Consider the following 21,090-nt stretch of genomic DNA (forward strand, 5'->3'; position numbering starts at 1 on the left):
TAAAACGTATAACCTTTTATGGGCTAAAAAGGAGACTTTAAAATGTCAAAATCAGCATGCAAAGAAAAGTAAACTTAATTAAAATGAAAAAGGGGCTATCCTTTTGAGACAGCCCCTTTCATTTTATAAGTAATCCTTGTCAAAAACAAGCGGAAGCAGGTTTTTTAAAGAATCTGATTTGTATACTTTGCCGGTTTCGCCCATAAAGTAAATTTCCATCGGGACGTCCTGCTTCATCTCATATTCTGCAAGCGACTGCCGGCAGGCGCCACACGGTGGTATGGGGCTGTCGACCACTTTACTGTCGGCGGCAGCACTGATGGCAAGGGTAAGTATCTTTGCCCCGGGATGCGCTGCCCCGGCATGGAACACTGCCACCCTTTCCGCACAAAGGCCTGAGGGATAAGCCGCGTTTTCCTGATTGGAGCCTATCACCACTTCACCGTTATCCAACTGCAATGCCGCCCCAACCCGAAATTTCGAGTAGGGTGCATAGGCCGTTTTGCGTACCTCCACTGCGCGCTGCATCAACAGGCGCACCGGCTCCGGCAGGTCGTTGGCCGAATCGTATACCGTAAAGGTGGACGTCAGGGTTATCTTTTCCATTAATCAAACATGGATTTATAAATGATTAAACCACATAGGCACATAGTCTTTTCAATGTAAGGCCGGCAATGGGTCTTTCAAAGTTACACAAAGCGGAAGCTTCGCTTCCCTATGCCCTGCTTCAAGACCTAAAACTACTTCCCCTGGAAACTATGTATCTATGTGGTTAAAAATTCTAATATTCATCCCACTCATCGCCGAAGTTGAACGACAGCGAGAAGCGCAGTGTGTTTTCAAGAGGGTTGCGCACCTGTGATGCAGAGAAAAGGTACGACACATCAATTTTTATGGCAGTGTACTTGAAGCCCGCCCCAAGGGAGAAGAACTTACGCGCACCTTTCATTTCATCTTCATTGAAGTAACCCAGGCGAAGCGCGAACGAGTCCTGGTACAGGTATTCGGCACCTACCGCGTAGGTAAATTCTTTTAGCTCTTCGCTAAAACCGTCGGGCGCATCGCCAAACGACTTGAACATACCCGATACCCAGTTGATGTCGTTATACTCCTGGTTGCGTATGATATAGTCCTGGTTGTCTATTTCGCCATCATCATTAAGGTCTTCTATTTTTTGCGGGGTTGGCACCAATAGCTTGGTTACCTCAAGGTTTACACCCAGCTTGTTGTATTCGTCGAAAATAAAGTCAAACCCGCCACCAAGCCTAAGGTTGGCCGGAAGGAAGTTAGAGCTCAGCGTTTCATCATTGTCATAACTTATTTTCGGCCCAAGGTTCTGGAAGTTGAAGCCCGCCCTCCAGCGTCCGTTGAAGTCGGACATTGCCACCTCTTCAGACTGGTAGTAACCGGCAACATCCACCGCAAAAGTGCTTGCAGCCTTAGAGTCACCTCCACCTGAAGCCTCAGGTATACGTAAGTTGGAGCGTATATAACGTGCCGCTACCGACATGGAGAACTGCTCATCCAGCTTAAGCGCAAAGGAACCGTCGATGGCAAGTTCGTTAGGATTACGCGTTACAGGCACCTCGTTAGGATCGCCCGTCTGCCTCAGCTCAATATCACCAAGACCAAAGTAACGAAGGCTTCCTGCAAAGGCCATCCTCTCATTAAACCTGTTAAAGTAAGTTACCTGCCCAAGGGAAATATCGTTGGCAATATCGGTAAGGTAGGGTGTATAGCTCACAGAAAGGCCATGCTCCTGCAGCGCGAAAGCATATTTTGCAGGGTTCCATTGCTGGGAATAGACGTCGGATGAAGTAGCAACACCCTGGTCGCCCATACCTGCTGCCCTGGCGTCGGCTGCTATCAAAAGGAAAGGAACACCGGTGGTAATAACGCGTTCACTCTGGGCTTTGGCCATTTGTACGCCCAAAAAGCACAGGGCAACTAAAAGTATTTTCTTCATTAGTATTTTGAAATTAAACGGGGAACAAATATAAGATTTTTTATAGCAATACAAGTTTTTCATATTTTTCAGCAGTTTTATTTGAGGTCGACGACCTGACCGTCAGCTTGTAAATGTACACACCCTTGCCTATCCTGTCGCCAAAATCGTCGCGTCCGTCCCACTTGATCTCGCGGCACAAAAAGCCGTCGGTGCTCACCTGCTGGTTGATTGTCTTTACAATTTTTCCGGTTACCGTAAGTATCTGCACCTGCACATCGAGCGGCTCAAACGGCCTGTTGTGGGTAAACCAGAATTCGGTATAGCTTACAAAAGGGTTCGGGTAGTTCAGCACTTTTTCGAGCTTCAGCACATCGTCGCCCGTTACCACGAATTGTATCTCGGCAGTAACCAGGTTATTGTACACGTCCCATGCTTTAAAGGTAAGGGTGTGCAGCCCCTTTTCGAGGTTGGAAAACGGAAAACGTACTATTCCGCGGGTATAATCATCCAGTTCGGTCTCATAATAATCGTTCATGACGAACGGATTTGTTTCATCGCCGTCAAGTATGCCGATGATGTCGTGCCCGATACCGCTTGCCGTGTTGATGCCGTGCTCATCTTCAAGGAACGCCAGCAGTATAGGCGAATCGTTGGTAATGCCTCCCGAGATGAAAGTCTCGTCATTCATGTACAACCTGACTTTCGGGCCGGTATTGTCTGCTACGGCATTGGTATTGACACCGCCAATTTTTATGGCAGCATTGTACCCGTAATGATCCTCCAGCACATTGTTCTTTTTGGAATAAAAGCTCACACGCCCGTTACCCACCGGTATGCGGATATCCCTTGGCACTACGAAGCCAAATTCAAACTTACCGTTAGTAACCGTTGCATTGCCGCGGAATATCGTCTCGCCAAGCACATCGAACGGAGTTACAACATTTAAATGGTCGTTATCCAGCGTAACACGGCTCATCTGCTTATCAAAAATGGTCACTTCCAGCTCTCCGTTATAATTACCCAGCAGGCTGCCTGCCTCGTTGGTTACCTGCCCGGCCAGCTTTACATAAGCCAGCGACTGCAATACATCTGTCGACTGCGCCACCGGCACATCGTTTATCTCCGTAAGTACAATATTCGGTTCCGGGAGCGTCATTTTCAGTGCCGGGTCGCCGATGAAGGTTACATGCCTTATACTGCTCGACGACAAGACCTGTTTGGTTTGCATCAATGCCTCAGCCATGGTTGGGTACACACCCACGTTGTTAAAGTCATACAGTTTTCCTGAGAAAACCTCGTTAAGGTCGTAAGCCGCACTTGTATAGATTGACCTTGTAGTGGTAACCATGGCTATGGCACCTCCGGAAGGGTTCCAGTAAATGTACTCCCCCACAGTTGGCCGTAGCGGATTATCGAACTTGGTAAGCTCACACGTTGCGGTAATAAATAACGGATACTTATAGCGGTTGGTCAGGCTCTGCGCATCAGTTTTTTCAAAAAGCCTTTCGCTTGCCATACCGTCTTCGCCACCATGCCCCAGGTAGTTTACCACGAGTGCACCGTAATTGATGGCACGCAGTATCTGCTCCTTGGCTTCAGGATAACGCTGGCCGCCTGCCGATGCCTGCTGCACATACGCATCAGAGTGTATCTTCCTTATATTCACGAACGGCCTGCGATCCATAAGTTCTTCCGCTACGTTTTCCATTTCGGGCACAAACTGCCCACCGTTGTCTTCAAGGTCATCGGTAATCATGATGTATTCATTGCGCCACCTGCCATACGATTCTACAGAGCGGTATTCAAACACCTTATTAATCATTTGCGAGGCCTGCTCCCTGTCGCTCACCAGCATCCGCCCAATGGCGATGTCCACTTTTTCGGTGCCGTTGCCTGAATAAGGTATCCTGCCCTCATTGGGATCCATCAACCCGTAAAAGTCATCCGAAAGGAATGTCCGCACCGTACTGTAATTATCGTCCGATGAACCCGGATTGAGATTTATACCATGAAATGCGGGTACAATGTTGGTATTACCCGGAATCCTGTCCTTATAATCGAAAGAAGCATCACCAAACAGGTTCACATATTTTATCCTTTCGCTTTCGGCAGAGGCATTGAGGTAAATGTATTTGATGAAGTTGCGTATTGCCGCAATATCCTGCTTGCCGGAAGAAAATTCGTGGTAGATATTTTCAAGGTTTACCACCTTTACATTCAGGCCTGAATTCGTGCGGTGGTAGTTGGCCAGCTTTTCAGCCTCGGCATTCAGCTTCGCCGGTGTCACGATAAGGTAGTCGATATCCTCGAAAGCCCCCTGGCTGTTTTTAAAGATAGTGCCTTTCAGGTTTTGGTTGGCCACCTTAGGCCTGCCCTCCCTCAGAGGCGTATAGTAGTCTGATGGCACTACCGCTATGTACTTGCGCACTTCTCCCAATGCCGATTTGAACGAAAACTGCCCCTGGCCGTCGTTCAGTATCTTTGAAGCATCGTATATATTAGTGATGTCCCAGACTTCGCTGATGCCCGATGCATTGGATACATTATACTGGATAGTGCCTATATTGGCCGCCGCATCGTTATATTGGAACCGGAACTGCTTACCGTTGCCCTGCAGCTTCCTTTTCGCTTTTATGATGATATAGTCGAGCCAGGCATTGGAGGCCGGAACCCCGCCATTATTATAGGCCAGGGCCACCGTAATGGTACCACCCGAAGGCGTAAAGTTTGCCGTGAGGGAGCCGTCCCTGGCTTCAGAAGCATCCGGGGTCACAGCATAGCTGATAGTGCCCGCCGCCTGCCCGTTGACAGAAACAGCCATAGAGGTGGGCGTTTCGCAAAACGCCGCGGCACTTACCACTACAGTCGCCGGGCCCGGTTCAATATCAGGAATACTGAAATCAAATGACTGCTCATTCTCTACATTGAATTGTTCTCCGTGCCATTTGCGCCCTAACCTTGCAATATTTACCAGGTCTTTCTCGTGGTATACATAAGCATCGAATGCTGATGTGGTAATATTCGGATTCGCCGTTGGCTGCGGCTGTGTGGCGATGCGCTTTCCGTTCACGCCCCCGGCCGTAACATAATAATAGGACTTATCCGAAAACAGGTTGCTGTGTGTGCCGCTTTCGTCATTCCAGTTATCCACGCCCTCGGCATAAAACAGGATGTAATCGCCACTCCCAAAACTGCCGTCTTCCTCCCCTATTACCGTAATGGCGTTTTCAGCGAGGTCAGACGGGTAATCGGTGCTGTTGAGCAGCGGGGCCATCCTGCCGCCGTTGCCGTATATCTTTATGGTTCGGGGATCTACATTTACACTCATCCCAAGGCTTTGGAGGAACGAGCGGGTCACCTTGTACACGCCGGATTTCTCTACATAAAAGCGGTACCAGTTGCCTGAAGCCAAAACGGAGTTGCTTATTTCGTCAAAATCGGCCGCATCCCTGAAATTGGAACGGGCCGCATCGAAAGAAAAGGAGTAGGAAAACGACTTCACGCGCTTATAGCCGCTTCCGTCCTTTATAATAGGAGAAAGCTCTATCGTTGCATACCACTGGCTGCGTGCTTTTGATGCCGTCACTTTAGCATTTACCGAAGATGGCAGCGCCGCTACGGAAAGCGTACCCAACCGGGCAGCGATGATGTTTTCGTAAACGATATTGGTAACTGTAATTGAATTGGGGTTGGCCGCGGCACCCACAGGAATGCTGCTGCGGAAAAAGAGGGCTTTGCGGGCATCGTCATAATCCAGCGACTGGCCTTTAAAGTTGGGGAGGTCCAGTAATGATGTGCCAAGCTGCGACTTTACATTATCTGTCCACTCCAAAACCACATCGCCGCTTTGCTGTGCAAAAGCCAGCGAAGGAACGAGCAAAAGCATAAATAGTATTCTCTTTTTCATCATTGACACAACGCAGATAGCGCCGATATATTACAGGAAGGGCAAACTTTTTTATTTTAAGTTACTGCAATATTACTTCAATTTAGGCGTTATAGACAAAGACATTTAACTTAATTTTGGAATTTCATTAAAAATTTTCAAAACGTGTTGCAGTTTAATGGTTAATTATTATATTGCGCCACGAAATTTATTTACCTACAGAAAGATGAAAGTTAACAAAATCACGGCTTTAAGATTGTTGGTCGCATTGGCGATTACGGTTGGTTTTACCGGATGCAGCAAGAAAGGCTCAAGCGGTAACACTTCCACTGCTACCGGTTGGAAGATCAATGACAAGAAAGGTGGTTTCCAGCACAATTCGAAGTACAAGGGACAGGAAGCTGCACCCGGTCTTGTCGAAGTGGAAGGTGGAACTTATACCATGGGCAGGGTTCAGGATGATGTAATGCACGATTGGAACAACACGCCAACGCAGCAGCACGTTCAGTCTTTCTATATGGATGAAACCGAGGTAACCAATGTTATGTACATGGAATACCTTGACTGGTTGAAAACCGTATTCCCTCCTACAGAGGAAAATTATAAGAACATTTACATAGGCGCACTTCCTGACACACTGGTGTGGAGGAGCGCGCTTGGCTATAATGAAACCATGACCAACAACTACCTTAGGCACCCTGCTTACAGCAGCTACCCTGTGGTAGGCGTTAACTGGATCCAGGCTGTTGAATTCAGCAAATGGAGGACAGACCGCGTTAACGAATTGATGCTTGAAAAAGAAGGCTACCTGAAAAAAGACGCTAAAGTTCTTGACAAGAGTGCAGAAGCTACCTTCAGCACAGAAGCCTACCTTGAAAGCCCTACAAAAGCCTACGGCGGAAACGAGGAGATCGTGCTAAAAGGCCCAAGGAACAAGCTGGCCAACAAAGAAGATGCTAAAAACGTATTTGCACAAAGGACATCGGGCATCATCCTTCCTGAATACAGGCTTCCTACCGAAGCTGAGTGGGAATATGCCGCAGTGGCCCTTGTAGGAAACCGCGAATACAACCTGTACAGGGGTAACAAAAAATATCCTTGGAAAGGCCAGTATACCCGTAACTCAAAACGCCAGACAAAAGGTGACCAGCTTGCCAACTTCAAACAAGGTAAAGGTGACTACGGCGGAATCGCCGGATGGTCTGATGACAACGCCGACATTACTGCTCCTGCAAAATCATACCCACCAAACGACTTTGGTCTTTATGACATGGCCGGCAACGTAGCCGAATGGGTAGCTGACGTTTACCGTCCTATCGTTGACGACGAAGCAAACGACTTCAACTACTACAGGGGTAACGTATACATGAAAAACAAAATTGGTGAGGACGGAAGGGCTGAGCTGGTAACAGCTGAGACTATCGAATATGACACGCTTGCCAACGGAAGGATACAGTACAGGAACCTGCCCGGCCAGATTGCCCAGACACAAATTACAACCGACGATACGTACCTAAGGCAAAACTATACGAAGTCGGACAACAGGAACTACAGAGATGGCGACAAGCAGTCTACACGTTACTTCGACTTTGGCGCTACAGACGAAGGTACTGAAGCTGAATCGAAAACAGACCAGAGGATGTACCATTCCCCTAAGCACCTTGTATCTAAAGACAGCCTTGGCAACATGGTAAGGGCTTATGACAAGTCGTCAAAAAGGACTACGCTTATCAACGATAACGTAAGGGTATACAAAGGTGGTTCATGGAGAGACCGTGCTTACTGGCTTGACCCTGCACAAAGGAGGTACTTCCCGCAGGATATGGCAACAGACTACATCGGTTTCCGTTGCGCAATGTCTAAAGTTGGGCCAAAATCCGGCAAAAAGACAGCCCGTAGCAAATAATAGCTGCCACTTAAAATATTCAATAAAAGTCCTATCTTAGGGCTTTTATTTTTTTATATACTTTATGGATATCCGGGAACTATACAGCCTCTTTCTGCAATGCAGCTCACTCTCTACAGACACCCGAAAAATCGAACCGGGCTGCCTGTTCGTTGCCCTGAAGGGAGACAAATTTGATGCCAATACCTTTGCCGCCGAAGCGCTTGCCAAGGGCGCAAAATATGTGGTTATAGACAATGCCGGATACAAGACCGACAGCAGGATGCTTTTGGTAAGCAACAGCCTTGTGGCGCTGCAGCAACTGGCCAGGCACCACCGCCGTGAGCTCGGCCTGCCCGTTATTGCCCTTACCGGCAGCAATGGCAAAACAACCACAAAAGAACTGATTAATGCGGTGCTTTCGCAAAAATATACCACTACCGCCACCATTGGCAACCTGAACAACCACATAGGCGTACCACTGACATTACTGTCATTTACCAAAGCCACAGAAATAGGCATTGTAGAGATGGGTGCCAACCACCAAAAGGAAATTGAACAGCTGTGCAGCATTGCCGAACCGAACTTCGGGTACATTACCAACTTCGGGAAAGCGCACCTTGAGGGGTTTGGCGGTTTTGAAGGGGTGATAAAAGGAAAAAGCGAATTGTACACCCACCTTCAGGAACACACGAAGACTGCGTTTGTTAACCTGGACGATCCCATCCAAAAGGAAAAAACAGAACACCTGCCCCGCTTTACTTTTGCAAGGGAAGACTATAACTGCGATGTGCGGATTGAGGCTGCAGAGGCGAATCCTATGGTCAGGCTCAAATACAAGGGGCTCGACATACAGTCGCACCTGATAGGGATTTACAATGCGGCCAACATCAGTGCCGCCATAGCAATCGGGACCTACTTCCGTGTCAGCGATGAAAAGATAAAAGCAGCCATTGAAGGCTATATCCCGTCGAACAACCGCTCCCAAATAATGGAGAAGAACGGCAACAGGATCATCATGGATGCCTATAACGCCAACCCAAGCAGCATGGCAGCGGCCATAGCTAATTTCACGCAACTTGAGGGGAGCAAAATAGCTATATTGGGCGATATGTTCGAACTCGGGGAGGAAAGCCATGAGGAACACCACAAGCTCGTAGCCCTGTTGGCTAAAGAAAAGAACATCGAAACCTATTTTACGGGCAAGGACTTTTATGCCAATAAAACAGACGATGCCCACCTGCATTTTTTTGAGCACTTTGACGCGCTTAAAGCATTTGTTTCCGAAAAATCATTCAGCAATAACACCATCCTCATAAAAGGCTCGAGGGGCATGGCACTGGAAAGGGTACTGGAGGTGATTTAATTTCTTTAAAATCAAAAATCTAACACAACTTTAAAATCCTGCTGTGCCTAAATTGGTTACTTTTGAAGGCACACCAACAAACCCATGGCAGGTACAACCGAACAATTTTATTCTTCATTGCCGCCCAACAGGATGCGCCTCTGCTACCTGCTTACGGATAGCGTAAGCTTTAGTGCCGTACCGGACGATTGGCACATCATCATTACCGACATAGAAAATTCTACTCAGGCCGTAATGGCCGGCCGGCATGAGGATGTAAACCTCATAGCTACGGGCAGTATCGTGTCTGTACTGAATATTGCGTTCGGGATGGATAATACCGTTCCCTTCTTTTTCGGCGGCGATGGTGCCACATTCATCATTCCCCCCATTCTGCTTGGCAAAGCCATGAAAGCCCTCACGCTGTACCGCGAAACTACATTGGCCAATTTTGGGCTGAACCTGCGTGCGGGAACGGTAAGCATCGCCGAAGTATACGCAAAGGGACATACCGTGAGCATTGCAAAATACAGCAGTTCGGCAGCATTTTTCATACCGGTGGTTTTGGGCAGTGGGCTGGATCATGCCGAGAAAATCATCAAGGGAGATGACTACCTGTTTGCCCCACCGGATGTACAGGAAACGCAACTCGACCTGACAGGGATGGAATGCCGGTGGGACAAGATACCGCCACCTGCGAATAAGGAGGAAATTGTTACCCTGCTTGTTTTAGCACGCGACTTTGCCCGTCAGGCACCCGCATATGGCAAAGTGCTGAAAAAAATGGATGAGCTGTATGGCCTGCCTGAAAAAAGACAGCCCATATCGGTAGGAAAACTCAGGCTTAAGACCACTTTTAGCCGGCTTGGCACCGAAATGCGTGCCCGCTTGGGCAGCATAAAATGGCTTGAACTGCTACGCACCTGGCTTGTGGCATTGTATGGCTACTTTTGGTTTACGACCAAAAGCGGGAAGAAGTACCTGAAAAGCCTTGTTGAAATGTCGGACACTTTAGTCATCGACGGTAAGATAAACACCGTGATAACAGGCAACACAGCGCAGCGGAAAGCACTGCAAAAGCTGCTGGATGAGATGGAGGCTACGGGTGAAATCATTTACGGGCTGCACACAAGCGGCGCATCGGTCATGTCATGCTATGTACGCAACCTCGAAGACGGGCACATCCATTTTGTAGACGGCAGCGAGGGCGGCTACACACAGGCTGCAAGGATGCTGAAAGGGAAACTGCGCACAGGATAGATGCCGGAGTGAAGCTCGCGTGAGGGATAGTAGTGGAAAGCCTTTATGGAGCTTGCGGAATAAAGCTTGTAACGAATAGACCGACGCTGTAGCCTGCGGAAGCGGCACGCCCAAAAACCCCTATACCTTAGAAGATTTACCAAGCAACTTCAACAAACCTGCCGTAACCAACGCTCCCGCAAGATAGTAGCCCACAGTAAGCGCCCTGGTTTTGTTGCTGTGCGCTACAGGCTCATCGTCGAGGCCCAGCGGCCCGGGCAGCGTTACCGCACCTACCCCCGCAGCAAGGCCGTATGCGATGGCGCGGGTAAAAAGGTAGTCACGCCCCCCATTGCCAATCATGCTATAATACATCGTATTACTAATGAGGTCCCCTGCAAGTGTTGCGGCGTACAGGTTATCCTTGTCTTCAATTTCGGCGTCGAAATGCTGTAGTGTTTTTTGCAGGGCTTCTTCGCCCAGCAGGTCAACGCGCGGCATGTCACTGCCTTTTTTCTTTAAGGATTCATGCAGGATATTGAGGGCTATTGCTCCCCCAAGCCCCGCGAGGTAATTATGCATTTTGCTCATGGCTTTCTTTTTTTTGTAGAACATAAAGTTCCGATTAAAAACAGGACAGCCGTGTTATTGATAGCATAAATAGATGGTAAAGTTAGTTAAGGAAATCATCAATCATCCCCACTACCCTTTGATGCATTGCTGCATCCATTTTGGGGGCGCAAATTTCACCAATGTAATCGCCATGGCCGCAAGGCAGGATTATCAATCGGGCATTTGCAATGAGCTGCGACAGCTTAAGGGCATGGGCGCCCTGCACGGCTTCTTTATCGCCGTTGATGACCAGCACCGGTGCTTTGATGCTTTTTACCGACTCCTCACTGATGTCTTTAAAATTGACCATTCGCTCCACATCGCGCCTGAACATATTAAGCAGGCCTTTGGCATCACCCGGATTCGCCTTTAGGTAGGCATCTTTAAGGGGTTGGGGCATTTCTTCAAGCTTTGCTCCTTTCATATAATCGAAAAACCCCGGGAACATTCCCTCACGGCTGTAAATGGCCGAAGCGAGCACGAGCCTGCCTACAAGTTCCGGATGGCGGATGGCTAACTGCATAGCCGTGGTCCCGCCATTGCTGAACCCCATGATATCAGCCTTTGTTATGGATAACTTCTTAAGGAGAGCCGCAACATCATCGGCATCCTGTTCGAAGCTTAAGGGCTGGTTACGATCGGCCGTATGGCCGTGGGCCTGCAGTTCGACGGCAATAACCTTGTGGTTTTTGGCGAGGAGCGGAATAATACGCCCGTAGTTTGATTCGATGGTCGAACCGCCGCCATGGAGCAGGACAAGCGGGTTGCCGGAACCGTGTATCTCGTAATACATCTTCAGTCCATTGACTTCTGCATAGTGGCCTTTTTCCTGTGCGGCTATTCCGGTGGTTACCGTAAGGAATAGCGCTGTAAGCATTGCGTGTTTCATCAGGTTGGATTTGGTAGCGTAAAATTACAAAATCCGTTTCTTCAAAAGGGTTGCTTTTGTGCCAACCTTGTGGGGCATACAGGCAATGTTAGGCATCAGTCAATGTATATGCGGTTCTCTCCTTTTCTGACACCTGCCGGAGTTTGTATTTCCCCTTTAATGTAAACAAATCCGTGATAGGCAGTGTCCTGCACCCAATACCGCACCGTTGCATTCCCTTCGGCATCCGACTGCGTATTTTGAGTAAAGGTTCCTATTGAGCCCCCTTCGGCTGTTGCCACCGAATCCCTGTAGCTGATCCACTGTCCCTGCGAAGCCGTGCCGGTGTTGCGTATGAGGTAGGTGGTAATAAGGCTTGTGGATGTATATTCAGACGGGAGTGTGCCGTTATCGGGGTTCACAACAAGCAAATCCGGGTAGGCAGGCGTAAAATCGACGAATACCTCTTTAGACTTGCCAAATGCGGTAGCGGTCACTTTTACCCGTCCGGCCCTGTTGTGTTTGAGGTACACTTTTACGGTCTCATCCGTTGCGGCCACAACGGTATCTTTGGACTGCCCGTTGGCAAAAAGCCCGCTCTCGGCGCTAAATATGATGCGGTCGCCGGGCGAGCGCCTCCCGGTTATCACAGCGCTTACTTCGGCATACGAGTAATCATCGGCAGGTACATTCCCACTGACTGGCTCCAGGGCCAACTCGCCTGTTATACCCTGGGCGCTTTTCAGGGCTTCCGGTTCATCACTGCAGGCAATGAGCGCTAGACAAAGGGATAGATATAGGTATTTCATGGCTATTTGCTTTTAGATATTTTAAACAGTGTATATGTTAACGAGATAAAAGGCCCCACTTTCAATTCCTTGTAGTAATCGATAGGAGTGGTTTCAGAAAAAACAGTTTGGCTTTCATAGGCCGACTCAAAGTTTTTAGAGATCCTGTCTACCTGCATGACTGCAACCCCTCCCGTTATGGCAAGCTGGCTCTTTTTTCCTAAAAATAGCGATCCTCCCACAAGGTATGACAACCTTGGCTGCTCTTCAATGGTAAGCCCTACCCCTACAGACGGCCCCAATCCGACATAAGAACTCAAGCCCCACTGTACGTTAACAAGGGCAGAAAAACCCGCTACCGGGTTACTATAGCCGCTCTCGGTAAGCACATGGCCCGCGCCATTCACCTCCTGCCAGGCATAGGTTTTCTCCCTGAGCCTTTTGTCCGGAGCGAGGAATGAGCCGGAGCTGAAGCTCACGAACGGCCTGCCGTATACAGGTATCGCAAAATGTATTTTATCGCTGAAGTTGGGATACCCAAATTTAGCTACTATGCTATCCCTCGAATTGATATTTATCGTTACGTCAAGCAGGTTTCCTTCTAATTGTATTGGCCCCTTGATTAGTGCCTGGTTTTGCTCTACCATATTCAGCAGGAACACCGAAAGCTGTTTGAGCTGGGCATCGGTAGGCAGGTTTGCTTTTATCTCATCAAGGCCATTTACAATTGACAGTTCCATTTCTTTCTGGTCAATTTTGGTCTGCCTTGTCGGGCTATCATCTTTACATGCCTTCATCTTATCCACCTTCTCCTTCGCAATGTCATAGCCAGCATCACCATTTTTAAGTTTTGCAAGCTCTTCTGTCAGTTTTTTTTCATCCTTTACAAGTGCGGCACAATCGGTCTTTTCTTTTTTAAGCGTTTCAAGCTCTTTCTTGGTATCAGTATACTCCAGCTGCAAAACCGAGATTGCAGTACGAATTTCATTCAGTTTCAGGCTTAGGGTTTTAAAATCAACAGTGTTGCAGCAGGTAAAAGTCTGGCACGGATCGAAAGCCTTTATCATTTCGGCTTTAAGGGAAGTGTACATTTTATTAAAGCAGTCGAGTTGCGTCAATATGTCGTTCACTTTATTTTGCTTTGTTGACTGTATTGCTGCTTTGTCCATCATCGACCCGAGGGTGGTAATCGAATCACCAATAAACATCCTGTTGAACAATGCCGAAGGCTTGCTGTTGTAATAGAACAGTGAATCAGCTATCGATACATCATTCATGAACCTGTTGATATTCGCTACCTTTATCCACACCTGCTTTTTGGCGCGCAGCTCTTCCTGTGTAAGATTTACTTTTGATTTTACGAATGTGGCATCATTATCATTATTTTTAGTGAACTTATACATCCTGCGCTTTGAGGTAACCTTATTAAAATCGTAGACGTAGATGACATCGTCCTTACCAAAATCTGCAGGGTCAAGCCCAAAACTATCTTCCAGCGCCTTATCGGGGCAATCCTTTACCTGCTGAAACAAATCCACTTTTTCAGTGCATTCAGTACTAGTACCGGCTGGTGATTGTGCAGCTCCGTTTGGAGCTGTGGCCTCCTTCACCTTTATTGTAATGGTTTTGGAGTCTTGCCCTTTGATCAATTCAATCTTGCAGATATTACCTTCAAGCACAGGAATATTCTCAACCTTATATCTTGTAATACCTGTCCCTCCATCCAACTGGCCGGGAGAAGAGCCTCCCCCCATACCATTTTTAATGACTACTTTCTCTACACCCATTTCTTTTAGGACATGCAACTCAAAACTACGTATGTTTGCATCTGTAATTTCAGTACCTCCATGGAACCCGGACACTTCCATGTCTTTAAACTCCTCAATAACGATTTTCTTCTGACCGTATCCTGCAAAGCACCCCAGGAACAGTAGTAATCCAAAAAAGTATACGTTTTTCATAAGTTATGTTTTATACTAATTCAACATCCATTCTATCTATCAATGTGTTAATTGGAAGCACATAGGTTTCTGCTTTCCTGCCACCCAGCACAATGCCAATCACTTTACCATCCTTATCGAGGACACAACATCCCGAATCGCCACCTTTAGACATGGCAGTACCGTTATCGGATATCACAATCAGGTTAATCAACGTGCGCTCCCTGTCGCCGGGATAGTCAATTTTAATATCGGCATACACTCCCGTTACCTTTCCGGACCGGAAGCCCGACTTTGTGCCGAACAGACACACATCAGTGACATCTACATCCTTATTATACAGCCTCCGTGCAGTACCGGGTGTACCCATTCTAGGTACATAATTGCGTATGTCAATGTCCGTATTGATATCAATGAGCGCTGCATCGGCTTCATGATCGAGTATCTTTTTTACCACATCGCCAATTTCAGTTGCCGCGCCAGGATATAAAGTACCGGCTTTAATGGCTTTTGAAGTATCATAGGGTGGTTCGGAAACATTATGAAAACAGGTAAGCAGGCTTCTTGATGCTGCTCCCGATTCTTTCTTTCGCACCAGTACTCCAATAGTACCATAACCATCCGGCTTTTGCATATCAAATATCCTTGAGGAAAGATCGACGCTTTGTATCACGATCTTATCACCAGCCTCCAGAACAACCTGCTTTACAGCTATACTGTGCCTAATGCCACCGCCCGCCTGGTATACATACCAAGGCTCTATCGCTGCATCGCTTTTCTCCACAGAAACCTCAAAATAGTAGCCATCCGCGCGTCGCTTCATGCTAATGGATTTTACGTTATTATTCGCCATAAACTTAGCCTTAACCTCAAGAAAGGCTGCCTGAATAAAATCGGACTGGTAGGTTTCAGCTGCTTTTTTTAGTGCTGCTGCATTGTCTATCTCATAAGTAGCGGGGTCATTGGCCACACGGCGCGTATTCTTTATGGTATAGAGTATGTCGAGCAGGTCGTGCCAGAATTTTGAGCCAAAGCTGATGAAGCATCCTGTGAGTGCAATGCCGAGGACCATAATAAAGTAGTCGATTGGCTCTTTATAATACTCATTCAGCACCTCTTTCGTCCATCCCAGTGTCTTGCCGGGATCATCCATGTTATTGAAAATCATTATGAAATCAGCCTTGAATATGGCCGCCACTATTATCCCGCACCAAATATTGATTTTCATAATGCGATAATAACGAGCCTTTTCCTTATTGTCGTCATTAGGGAACTTGGTAAGGGTATCCTTAATGCGAAACAGCTTGCTTCCGCAGAGGTAGTGTTTTAGAAAGTCAGCTATCCTCTCACATACCATACTTAAGAGAAAGAGCACAACGGTCAAAGGGATAATTTCATCAAGCATAGGTAAAAGATTATTCAACATTGTTAATATATGTTAAAAGTAGGGATTTTAGATTTTAAACGCATCCCCAACAATGGGTATTTTTATACACCCAAAAATCCTATCAGTCAACCCCTTAAATCATATAAAAAACAAAAAAACACCATAAAAAGTCATCTTAAAAATCATCAAAAACATCCCTGAAAAGACCCTAAAATACCCTTTTTTTGGGGTTAAGGATTTTCCCTATATTTGATTTACGCAAAATGAAACAAATGGAGACAGCATCGTTACGGGATTTTTACCGGGAAATCGGTTTTACTGACGACAATGAGCTAAGCAGGATACTGCCTGAAGGCATCACTAAGGATATAGGGCATTTTAACGTATTCGGCACAGCTGCCGTACGAAAGACGGTGAAGCAGACCAGGACCATGCCCTACAACAGGCGTACCTACTACAAGATAAGCCTCATCAACGGGCATAACCGTGCCGAATATGCCGACAAGGTAATCGACATCAAAAAGCATGGGCTGCTGTTCGCTTCGCCTAAAATCCCTTACAACTATATCCCACAGGACGAGGAGCAGTCGGGAAGTTTCTGCATTTTTACACACGAATTCCTCGCGTCCTCACACAACGGAATGCGACTGGACGAGCTACCCATTTTTAAGCCCGGCGGCTATCCTGTTTTCCAGCTTAACGAAACCCAGGCTGCAGAAGTAGAGGCTATTTTTGACAAGATGTTCAATGAATTGGATTCTGATTATGCCTTTAAGTACGACCTGTTGCGCAATTATGTGATGGAGCTCATCCACTACGGGCAAAAGCTGCAGCCGGACATTACGCAGTACACGTCGCACACGGCTTCAGCCCGCGTTACGGGGCTTTTTGTAGAACTGCTCGAGCGCCAGTTCCCGGTTACTTCTACCCGTCAGCAGCTGGAATTGCGCACCCCAAAGGACTACGCCGAAAAGCTGGCCATACATGTAAACCACCTGAACAAGGTGCTTCGCGAAAACACAGGGCGCACTACCTCCGATTTCATCAGCAGCCGCATTGCCCAGGAAGCAAAAATATTATTGCGGCAAACGGACTGGAATGTTTCGGAAATAGCACATTCCCTGGGCTTTGAGGAAGTGGCCCATTTTTCCAATTTTTTTAAAAAGCTGGTGGGGGTATCACCGCTAATTTTCAGGAACTGATATTTTAAAATTATAAAAACGAAGCCCTGATGTAAAATGAAACAAAACAGGGTCAAAAACATTATTTAAGCAGGTGCTTTTCGCCGCAGTACCTGTCAAATCACCTGATTTGATTTTTACAAAAAAGAGATTGATATCCACAACATGTGAGCGTATTGTTTGAGCTAATTTTGTCCCATAAAAATTACTCAACATGGATACAAAAAACAAAATTGCCCTGGTAACCGGCGGCAGCCGCGGACTGGGAAGGAATATGGCCCTGGCTCTTGCCAAAAAAGGAATTGATGTAATTCTGACATACCACAGCAACAAAGCCGAAGCTGATAAGGTAGTAGCCGAAATTGAGTCGATGGGTCAAAAGGCCGTGGCCTTCCAGCTTGATGCGGGAAATGTAGCCTCATTCGACAGTTTCTTTGCAGAGGCAACAGCCCACCTGCTTGAGAAAACAGGCAGCAGCAACTTCGACTTCCTCATCAACAATGCCGGTACGGCGCTATACGCGCCCTTCGCCGAGACTACCGAAGAGCAGTTCGACAATGCCCTGAACATCCACTATAAAGGGGTTTTCTTCCTCACCCAAAAAGCGTTGCCTTACCTTAACGACAACGGCCGTATCATCAATATCGCATCCGGTCTTGCCAGGTTCTCCTTCCCCGGCTCATCAGCCTACGGGTCGATGAAAGGCGCTGTGGAAGTACTGACGCGCTACTTGGCGAAGGAACTTGGGCATCGTGGCATTGCCGCCAACGTAGTAGCTCCGGGCGCCATTGAAACCGACTTTGGCGGAGGAAGGGTGCGCGATGACAAAGAGATGAATGGCCATATCGCAGGCATGACTGCACTGGGCCGCGTTGGGCTTCCCGATGACATTGGCGGAGTGGTTGCATTCCTGTGTACTGAAGAAGCGGGATGGATCAACGGCCAGCGCATAGAGGTCTCAGGAGGCATCTTCCTGTAAAAGAAAAGCCCGGGCAATGCTCCGGGCTTTTTCTTATTTTGCGGTGCCTTTCAGGTATTTAATGATGGCCTCGCTCCTGTTCTGTACATGGAGCTTCCGGTAGATGTTTTGGGCGTGCTTTTTCACAGTCTCGAGGCTGATGTTGTGGCGATCTGCGACTTCCTTGTACAGAAAACCCTGTGCCAACGCTGAAAGTATCTCAACTTCCCTTGTGGTCAGGTCTTCAAAAATGGCATTGCCATCCGTTTGCGGTTCACGCATTGACTGAAGCACTTTGCGGGCAATGAACGGGCTCATGGGAGACCCTCCGGCAAAGAGCTCATGTACCCCATCAATCATTTTATCAATCCCCGAGCTTTTGAGCAGGTAGCCGTCAGCGCCTACTTTCAGGGCACTGAATATCCTGTCATCATCATCATGCATGGAGCATACAAGGCAAAGAGTATGCGGGTACATCTGCTTTATCTTAGGGATGTATTCTATGCTGCTGCCATCGGGCAGGCTTATGTCCAGCCAAAAGAGATCAGGATAGAGTTCGGGAAGCCGCGTCATGAGGTCTTTGATCCTGGAGAAGGCTCCTATGCACTCAAGGCCACGCATCCTGCTGATCGCTTCAGATACGCTTTCGCGGAATACATTGTCATCCTCTAATAATACTATGGTTTTCATTTGTTTTTGATGTTTGAATCGATGGGTACCGAGAGGGTAATTGTTGTCCCTCCTGTTGATGATTGTATAGCTACAGTACCGTCGAGCTTATCCAGCCGGTATTGCAGGTTCTTAAGGCCTTCCCCGCCGGCTTTATTCTCTGTATCAAAGCCGGTTCCGTTATCCGATATTTTCAGTACCAGCCGGTTGTTGAACGTTGCTTCGCACCTTGCATTATCCGCCCCGGAGTGCTTTATTACATTATGGAAGCATTCCTTTGCCGCCAGGTATATTTGCCTTCTTGCATATCCCGGAACTTTTACATGGGGTATGTCTAACGGCAATATCATGGAAAAACTAACTGCCGTATCCTTAAAGTAGTTCTTGCCCATTTTTTGGATGAACAGCAGAAGATCCTCCAGGTTGTCGTGTTCCATGTTAAGTTCCCATATTACCTCGCTAAGCCTGCGGCTCACTTTCTGGCTGTTCTCGGCTATCTTCAGGGCATCGTTACGCATTTCATCAAGGCTGTCACTCTTGGCCAGAAGCCCGCTTGCAACAGCCAGCCCCGCTATACCCGAACCCAGGTCATCATGAAGGTCGGCAGAAATCCTGCGCCGCTCAGCTTCGGCCACTTCAAGTGAAAGTTGTTTTTCATGCAGAAGCTTTTCAGTAGCCTTTCGTTTTTTATAATAATAAAGCCAGATAAAGAAAAACAGGACAATTAATCCCGAAATTGAGAGTGTTGAAATCAGCACAATTCTGTGCCTCTTTTCATTCGCTTTGGCCTTTTCCTTTAAAATCGCTTCTTTTTTATCATATTGATAGGTAAAATCCTTCTCAAGAATCAGTTTCCTGTTTTCCTGATTCACTATTGAGTCACTCATTTTATGATAAAGCTCAGAAAAACGGAACGCATTCTTATAGTCGTTATTCCTCTTATAAGCATCATAGAGTAAATGGGAACTTGTCATTATCGACTTAGGGAAGCCAATTTTTTGAGCCAATTGGTAACTCTCCAAACCATAATCAATAGCCCTATCAACCTGCCCCATATCAAGATAAACAGTGCCAATATTCTTTAAAGTAACCGATTTGCTGATCCAATCCTCCAGTTCATTCCAAATAGCGAGGCTCTGTTCAAAATTTTCCAACGCCTTTTGTAAAAGCAAAGGGTCATTTTTTTCAGAGGTATTAAATCGCTGAAGAAAAGTATCTCCAATATTATTAAGAACCAAACCTTCACCATACCTATGCTTAACCCTGATAAACATTTCAAGCGCCCGCTGATAATATTCTAAACCCAATTCAGCCCTGCCGGTCATATTATATACAAGTCCTATATTATTATAAAAAAGAGCCATCGTATGGTCTTCAACTCCTTTCTTAGCTTTTTTATAATGATCCAGTGATTCAAAATAATATTTTAGTGCCTTCTCGTAGTTCTTTTGCGACTGAAATGTGTAGCCAATATTGTTTAAAACAATAGATATAGACGCATCATCATTAAACTTTCTGAAAATCTTTAGTGCTTTATGGTAATGATCTATTGCCTGGCCCAAATTACCAAGATCTTCATAGGCAAATCCAATATTGCAATAAGCTGTAGCCACACTTTCTTCATCACCAATCTCCTTTGAAATTTTAATGCTCTCTCTATGATATTGTATAGCAAGCTGAATATTACGAAATTTTGCATTCTGGTGATAATACCCATAGTAATTCAGAACATTGGCTTTTTGTTTTAAGAAAGTCTTTCTTTCATCAGCCCCAATATTCTTCTTTGCTAAATTTTTTTCAACTATTCTCTCCAGTTCCTTGTTATATCTGAGTTTCTCCTCAAGATCGAAAATATTACCAATGTAATCATGTATTATCCTGCAACGAATGCTATCGTGAGACGCTTTCCTTAGTTCCAATGATATGCTATCATTAACTTGGGACAGACAGGCAGTTTCAATTAGCAAAAAAATTAAAGTAAATAAATGACGCATTAGAATGAGGTTAATTGTTTATTACTACCAGTAAAAGTAAACATTCCTTACTTACTTTAAACATAGCCATGACGACCGCTAAATCTTATCAAAAATATGAGAATAGTGGAGTAATCAAAATACCTACTTATAGGTATATGATAAAGCATTTAAAACGTTCCTAACAAAAGAACGTCATACTTAATGGATGGCTTTAAAAAAGAAGCAAGCCCTGACGAAGATTTTCAGTATTGATTAAATGCAGACTATTATATTATAAGTTTTGTTTCGTCAAAACAAAAAACCCTTCATCTAACCGATGAAGGGTTTCAAAAAAAAGGCGATGACATACTCTCCCACAAGATGCAGTACCATCTGCGCAGGCGGGCTTAACTTCTCTGTTCGGGATGG

General features: G+C 46.5%; 15 protein-coding genes. 5 read left to right on the top strand and 10 right to left on the bottom strand.

Annotated features, from left to right (window positions below; translation table 11 throughout):
- Positions 1–123: 123 nt before the first annotated feature.
- From cdd to porU, 3 genes are all read right to left on the bottom strand, one after another.
- Positions 124–606, bottom strand: coding sequence for a cytidine deaminase (gene cdd, locus OGH69_RS17595; protein ID WP_265175813.1), 483 nt, complete (start codon positions 604–606; stop codon positions 124–126).
- 175 nt (positions 607–781) lie between these two features.
- A complete protein-coding gene (gene porV / locus OGH69_RS17600; protein WP_265175814.1) occupies positions 782–1,966 on the bottom strand; it encodes a type IX secretion system outer membrane channel protein PorV in 1,185 nt (394 codons plus the stop codon).
- A gap of 40 nt (positions 1,967–2,006) precedes the next feature.
- A complete protein-coding gene (gene porU, locus OGH69_RS17605) occupies positions 2,007–5,858 on the bottom strand; it encodes a type IX secretion system sortase PorU (protein WP_306354399.1) in 3,852 nt (1,283 codons plus the stop codon).
- 202 nt (positions 5,859–6,060) lie between these two features.
- On the opposite strand from porU, the gene gldJ reads away from it, so the two are divergent.
- The 3 genes from gldJ (at position 6,061) to OGH69_RS17620 (ending at position 10,324) form a co-directional block, all read left to right on the top strand.
- Entirely contained in the window at positions 6,061–7,740 is a 1,680-nt protein-coding gene (gene gldJ, locus OGH69_RS17610) for a gliding motility lipoprotein GldJ (protein ID WP_265175815.1), read from the top strand.
- 64 nt (positions 7,741–7,804) lie between these two features.
- Positions 7,805–9,085: a UDP-N-acetylmuramoyl-tripeptide--D-alanyl-D-alanine ligase gene (murF, locus tag OGH69_RS17615; protein WP_265175816.1), complete on the top strand. Its 1,281-nt coding sequence runs from the start codon at positions 7,805–7,807 to the stop codon at positions 9,083–9,085.
- 84 nt (positions 9,086–9,169) lie between these two features.
- Entirely contained in the window at positions 9,170–10,324 is a 1,155-nt protein-coding gene (locus OGH69_RS17620) for a DUF3095 domain-containing protein (protein WP_265175817.1), read from the top strand.
- A 120-nt stretch (positions 10,325–10,444) separates the two neighbouring features.
- Here OGH69_RS17620 and OGH69_RS17625 read toward each other — a convergent pair whose 3' ends face one another.
- The 5 genes from OGH69_RS17625 to OGH69_RS17645 form a co-directional block, all read right to left on the bottom strand.
- On the bottom strand, positions 10,445–10,918 hold the full coding sequence (locus OGH69_RS17625) for a hypothetical protein (protein WP_265175818.1): 474 nt from the start codon (positions 10,916–10,918) through the stop codon (positions 10,445–10,447).
- A 58-nt stretch (positions 10,919–10,976) separates the two neighbouring features.
- A complete protein-coding gene (locus tag OGH69_RS17630; protein ID WP_265175819.1) occupies positions 10,977–11,804 on the bottom strand; it encodes an alpha/beta fold hydrolase in 828 nt (275 codons plus the stop codon).
- Between the two features lie 95 nt (positions 11,805–11,899).
- Complete coding sequence (locus OGH69_RS17635; protein ID WP_265175820.1) at positions 11,900–12,592, bottom strand: hypothetical protein; 693 nt, start codon at positions 12,590–12,592, stop codon at positions 11,900–11,902.
- 2 nt (positions 12,593–12,594) lie between these two features.
- Positions 12,595–14,532, bottom strand: coding sequence for a hypothetical protein (locus OGH69_RS17640; RefSeq protein ID WP_265175821.1), 1,938 nt, complete (start codon positions 14,530–14,532; stop codon positions 12,595–12,597).
- A gap of 10 nt (positions 14,533–14,542) precedes the next feature.
- Positions 14,543–15,916, bottom strand: a complete 1,374-nt coding sequence (locus OGH69_RS17645; RefSeq protein WP_265175822.1) for a S1 family peptidase — start codon at positions 15,914–15,916, stop codon at positions 14,543–14,545.
- 245 nt (positions 15,917–16,161) lie between these two features.
- On the opposite strand from OGH69_RS17645, the gene OGH69_RS17650 reads away from it, so the two are divergent.
- Entirely contained in the window at positions 16,162–17,100 is a 939-nt protein-coding gene (locus OGH69_RS17650; protein ID WP_372339345.1) for a helix-turn-helix domain-containing protein, read from the top strand.
- Positions 17,101–17,293: 193 nt separating this feature from the next.
- On the top strand, positions 17,294–18,058 hold the full coding sequence (locus tag OGH69_RS17655) for an SDR family NAD(P)-dependent oxidoreductase (RefSeq protein ID WP_265175824.1): 765 nt from the start codon (positions 17,294–17,296) through the stop codon (positions 18,056–18,058).
- A gap of 33 nt (positions 18,059–18,091) precedes the next feature.
- Here OGH69_RS17655 and OGH69_RS17660 read toward each other — a convergent pair whose 3' ends face one another.
- Positions 18,092–18,727, bottom strand: a complete 636-nt coding sequence (locus OGH69_RS17660) for a response regulator (RefSeq protein ID WP_265175825.1) — start codon at positions 18,725–18,727, stop codon at positions 18,092–18,094.
- Positions 18,724–20,700: a tetratricopeptide repeat-containing sensor histidine kinase gene (locus tag OGH69_RS17665; protein WP_265175826.1), complete on the bottom strand. Its 1,977-nt coding sequence runs from the start codon at positions 20,698–20,700 to the stop codon at positions 18,724–18,726. The genes OGH69_RS17660 and OGH69_RS17665 overlap by 4 nt, the downstream gene beginning before the upstream one ends.
- Positions 20,701–21,090: the final 390 nt, after the last annotated feature.

This window comes from Flavobacterium sp. MFBS3-15, from assembly GCF_026107645.2.
Taxonomy (GTDB): Bacteria; Bacteroidota; Bacteroidia; order Flavobacteriales; family Flavobacteriaceae; genus Flavobacterium.

What these genes read in the sequence shown, in the direction of transcription:
- OGH69_RS17635 (WP_265175820.1), bottom strand. Translation starts at nt 12,592, where the DNA reads ATGAAATACCTATATCTATCCCTTTGTCTAGCGCTCATTGCCTGCAGT.
- OGH69_RS17655 (WP_265175824.1), top strand. Translation starts at nt 17,294, where the DNA reads ATGGATACAAAAAACAAAATTGCCCTGGTAACCGGCGGCAGCCGCGGA.
- OGH69_RS17660 (WP_265175825.1), bottom strand. Translation starts at nt 18,727, where the DNA reads ATGAAAACCATAGTATTATTAGAGGATGACAATGTATTCCGCGAAAGC.
- OGH69_RS17645 (WP_265175822.1), bottom strand. Translation starts at nt 15,916, where the DNA reads ATGCTTGATGAAATTATCCCTTTGACCGTTGTGCTCTTTCTCTTAAGT.
- OGH69_RS17630 (WP_265175819.1), bottom strand. Translation starts at nt 11,804, where the DNA reads ATGAAACACGCAATGCTTACAGCGCTATTCCTTACGGTAACCACCGGA.
- OGH69_RS17620 (WP_265175817.1), top strand. Translation starts at nt 9,170, where the DNA reads ATGGCAGGTACAACCGAACAATTTTATTCTTCATTGCCGCCCAACAGG.
- murF (WP_265175816.1), top strand. Translation starts at nt 7,805, where the DNA reads ATGGATATCCGGGAACTATACAGCCTCTTTCTGCAATGCAGCTCACTC.
- porU (WP_306354399.1), bottom strand. Translation starts at nt 5,858, where the DNA reads ATGATGAAAAAGAGAATACTATTTATGCTTTTGCTCGTTCCTTCGCTG.
- OGH69_RS17640 (WP_265175821.1), bottom strand. Translation starts at nt 14,532, where the DNA reads ATGAAAAACGTATACTTTTTTGGATTACTACTGTTCCTGGGGTGCTTT.
- OGH69_RS17650 (WP_372339345.1), top strand. Translation starts at nt 16,162, where the DNA reads ATGAAACAAATGGAGACAGCATCGTTACGGGATTTTTACCGGGAAATC.
- gldJ (WP_265175815.1), top strand. Translation starts at nt 6,061, where the DNA reads ATGAAAGTTAACAAAATCACGGCTTTAAGATTGTTGGTCGCATTGGCG.
- OGH69_RS17625 (WP_265175818.1), bottom strand. Translation starts at nt 10,918, where the DNA reads ATGTTCTACAAAAAAAAGAAAGCCATGAGCAAAATGCATAATTACCTC.
- porV (WP_265175814.1), bottom strand. Translation starts at nt 1,966, where the DNA reads ATGAAGAAAATACTTTTAGTTGCCCTGTGCTTTTTGGGCGTACAAATG.
- OGH69_RS17665 (WP_265175826.1), bottom strand. Translation starts at nt 20,700, where the DNA reads ATGCGTCATTTATTTACTTTAATTTTTTTGCTAATTGAAACTGCCTGT.
- cdd (WP_265175813.1), bottom strand. Translation starts at nt 606, where the DNA reads ATGGAAAAGATAACCCTGACGTCCACCTTTACGGTATACGATTCGGCC.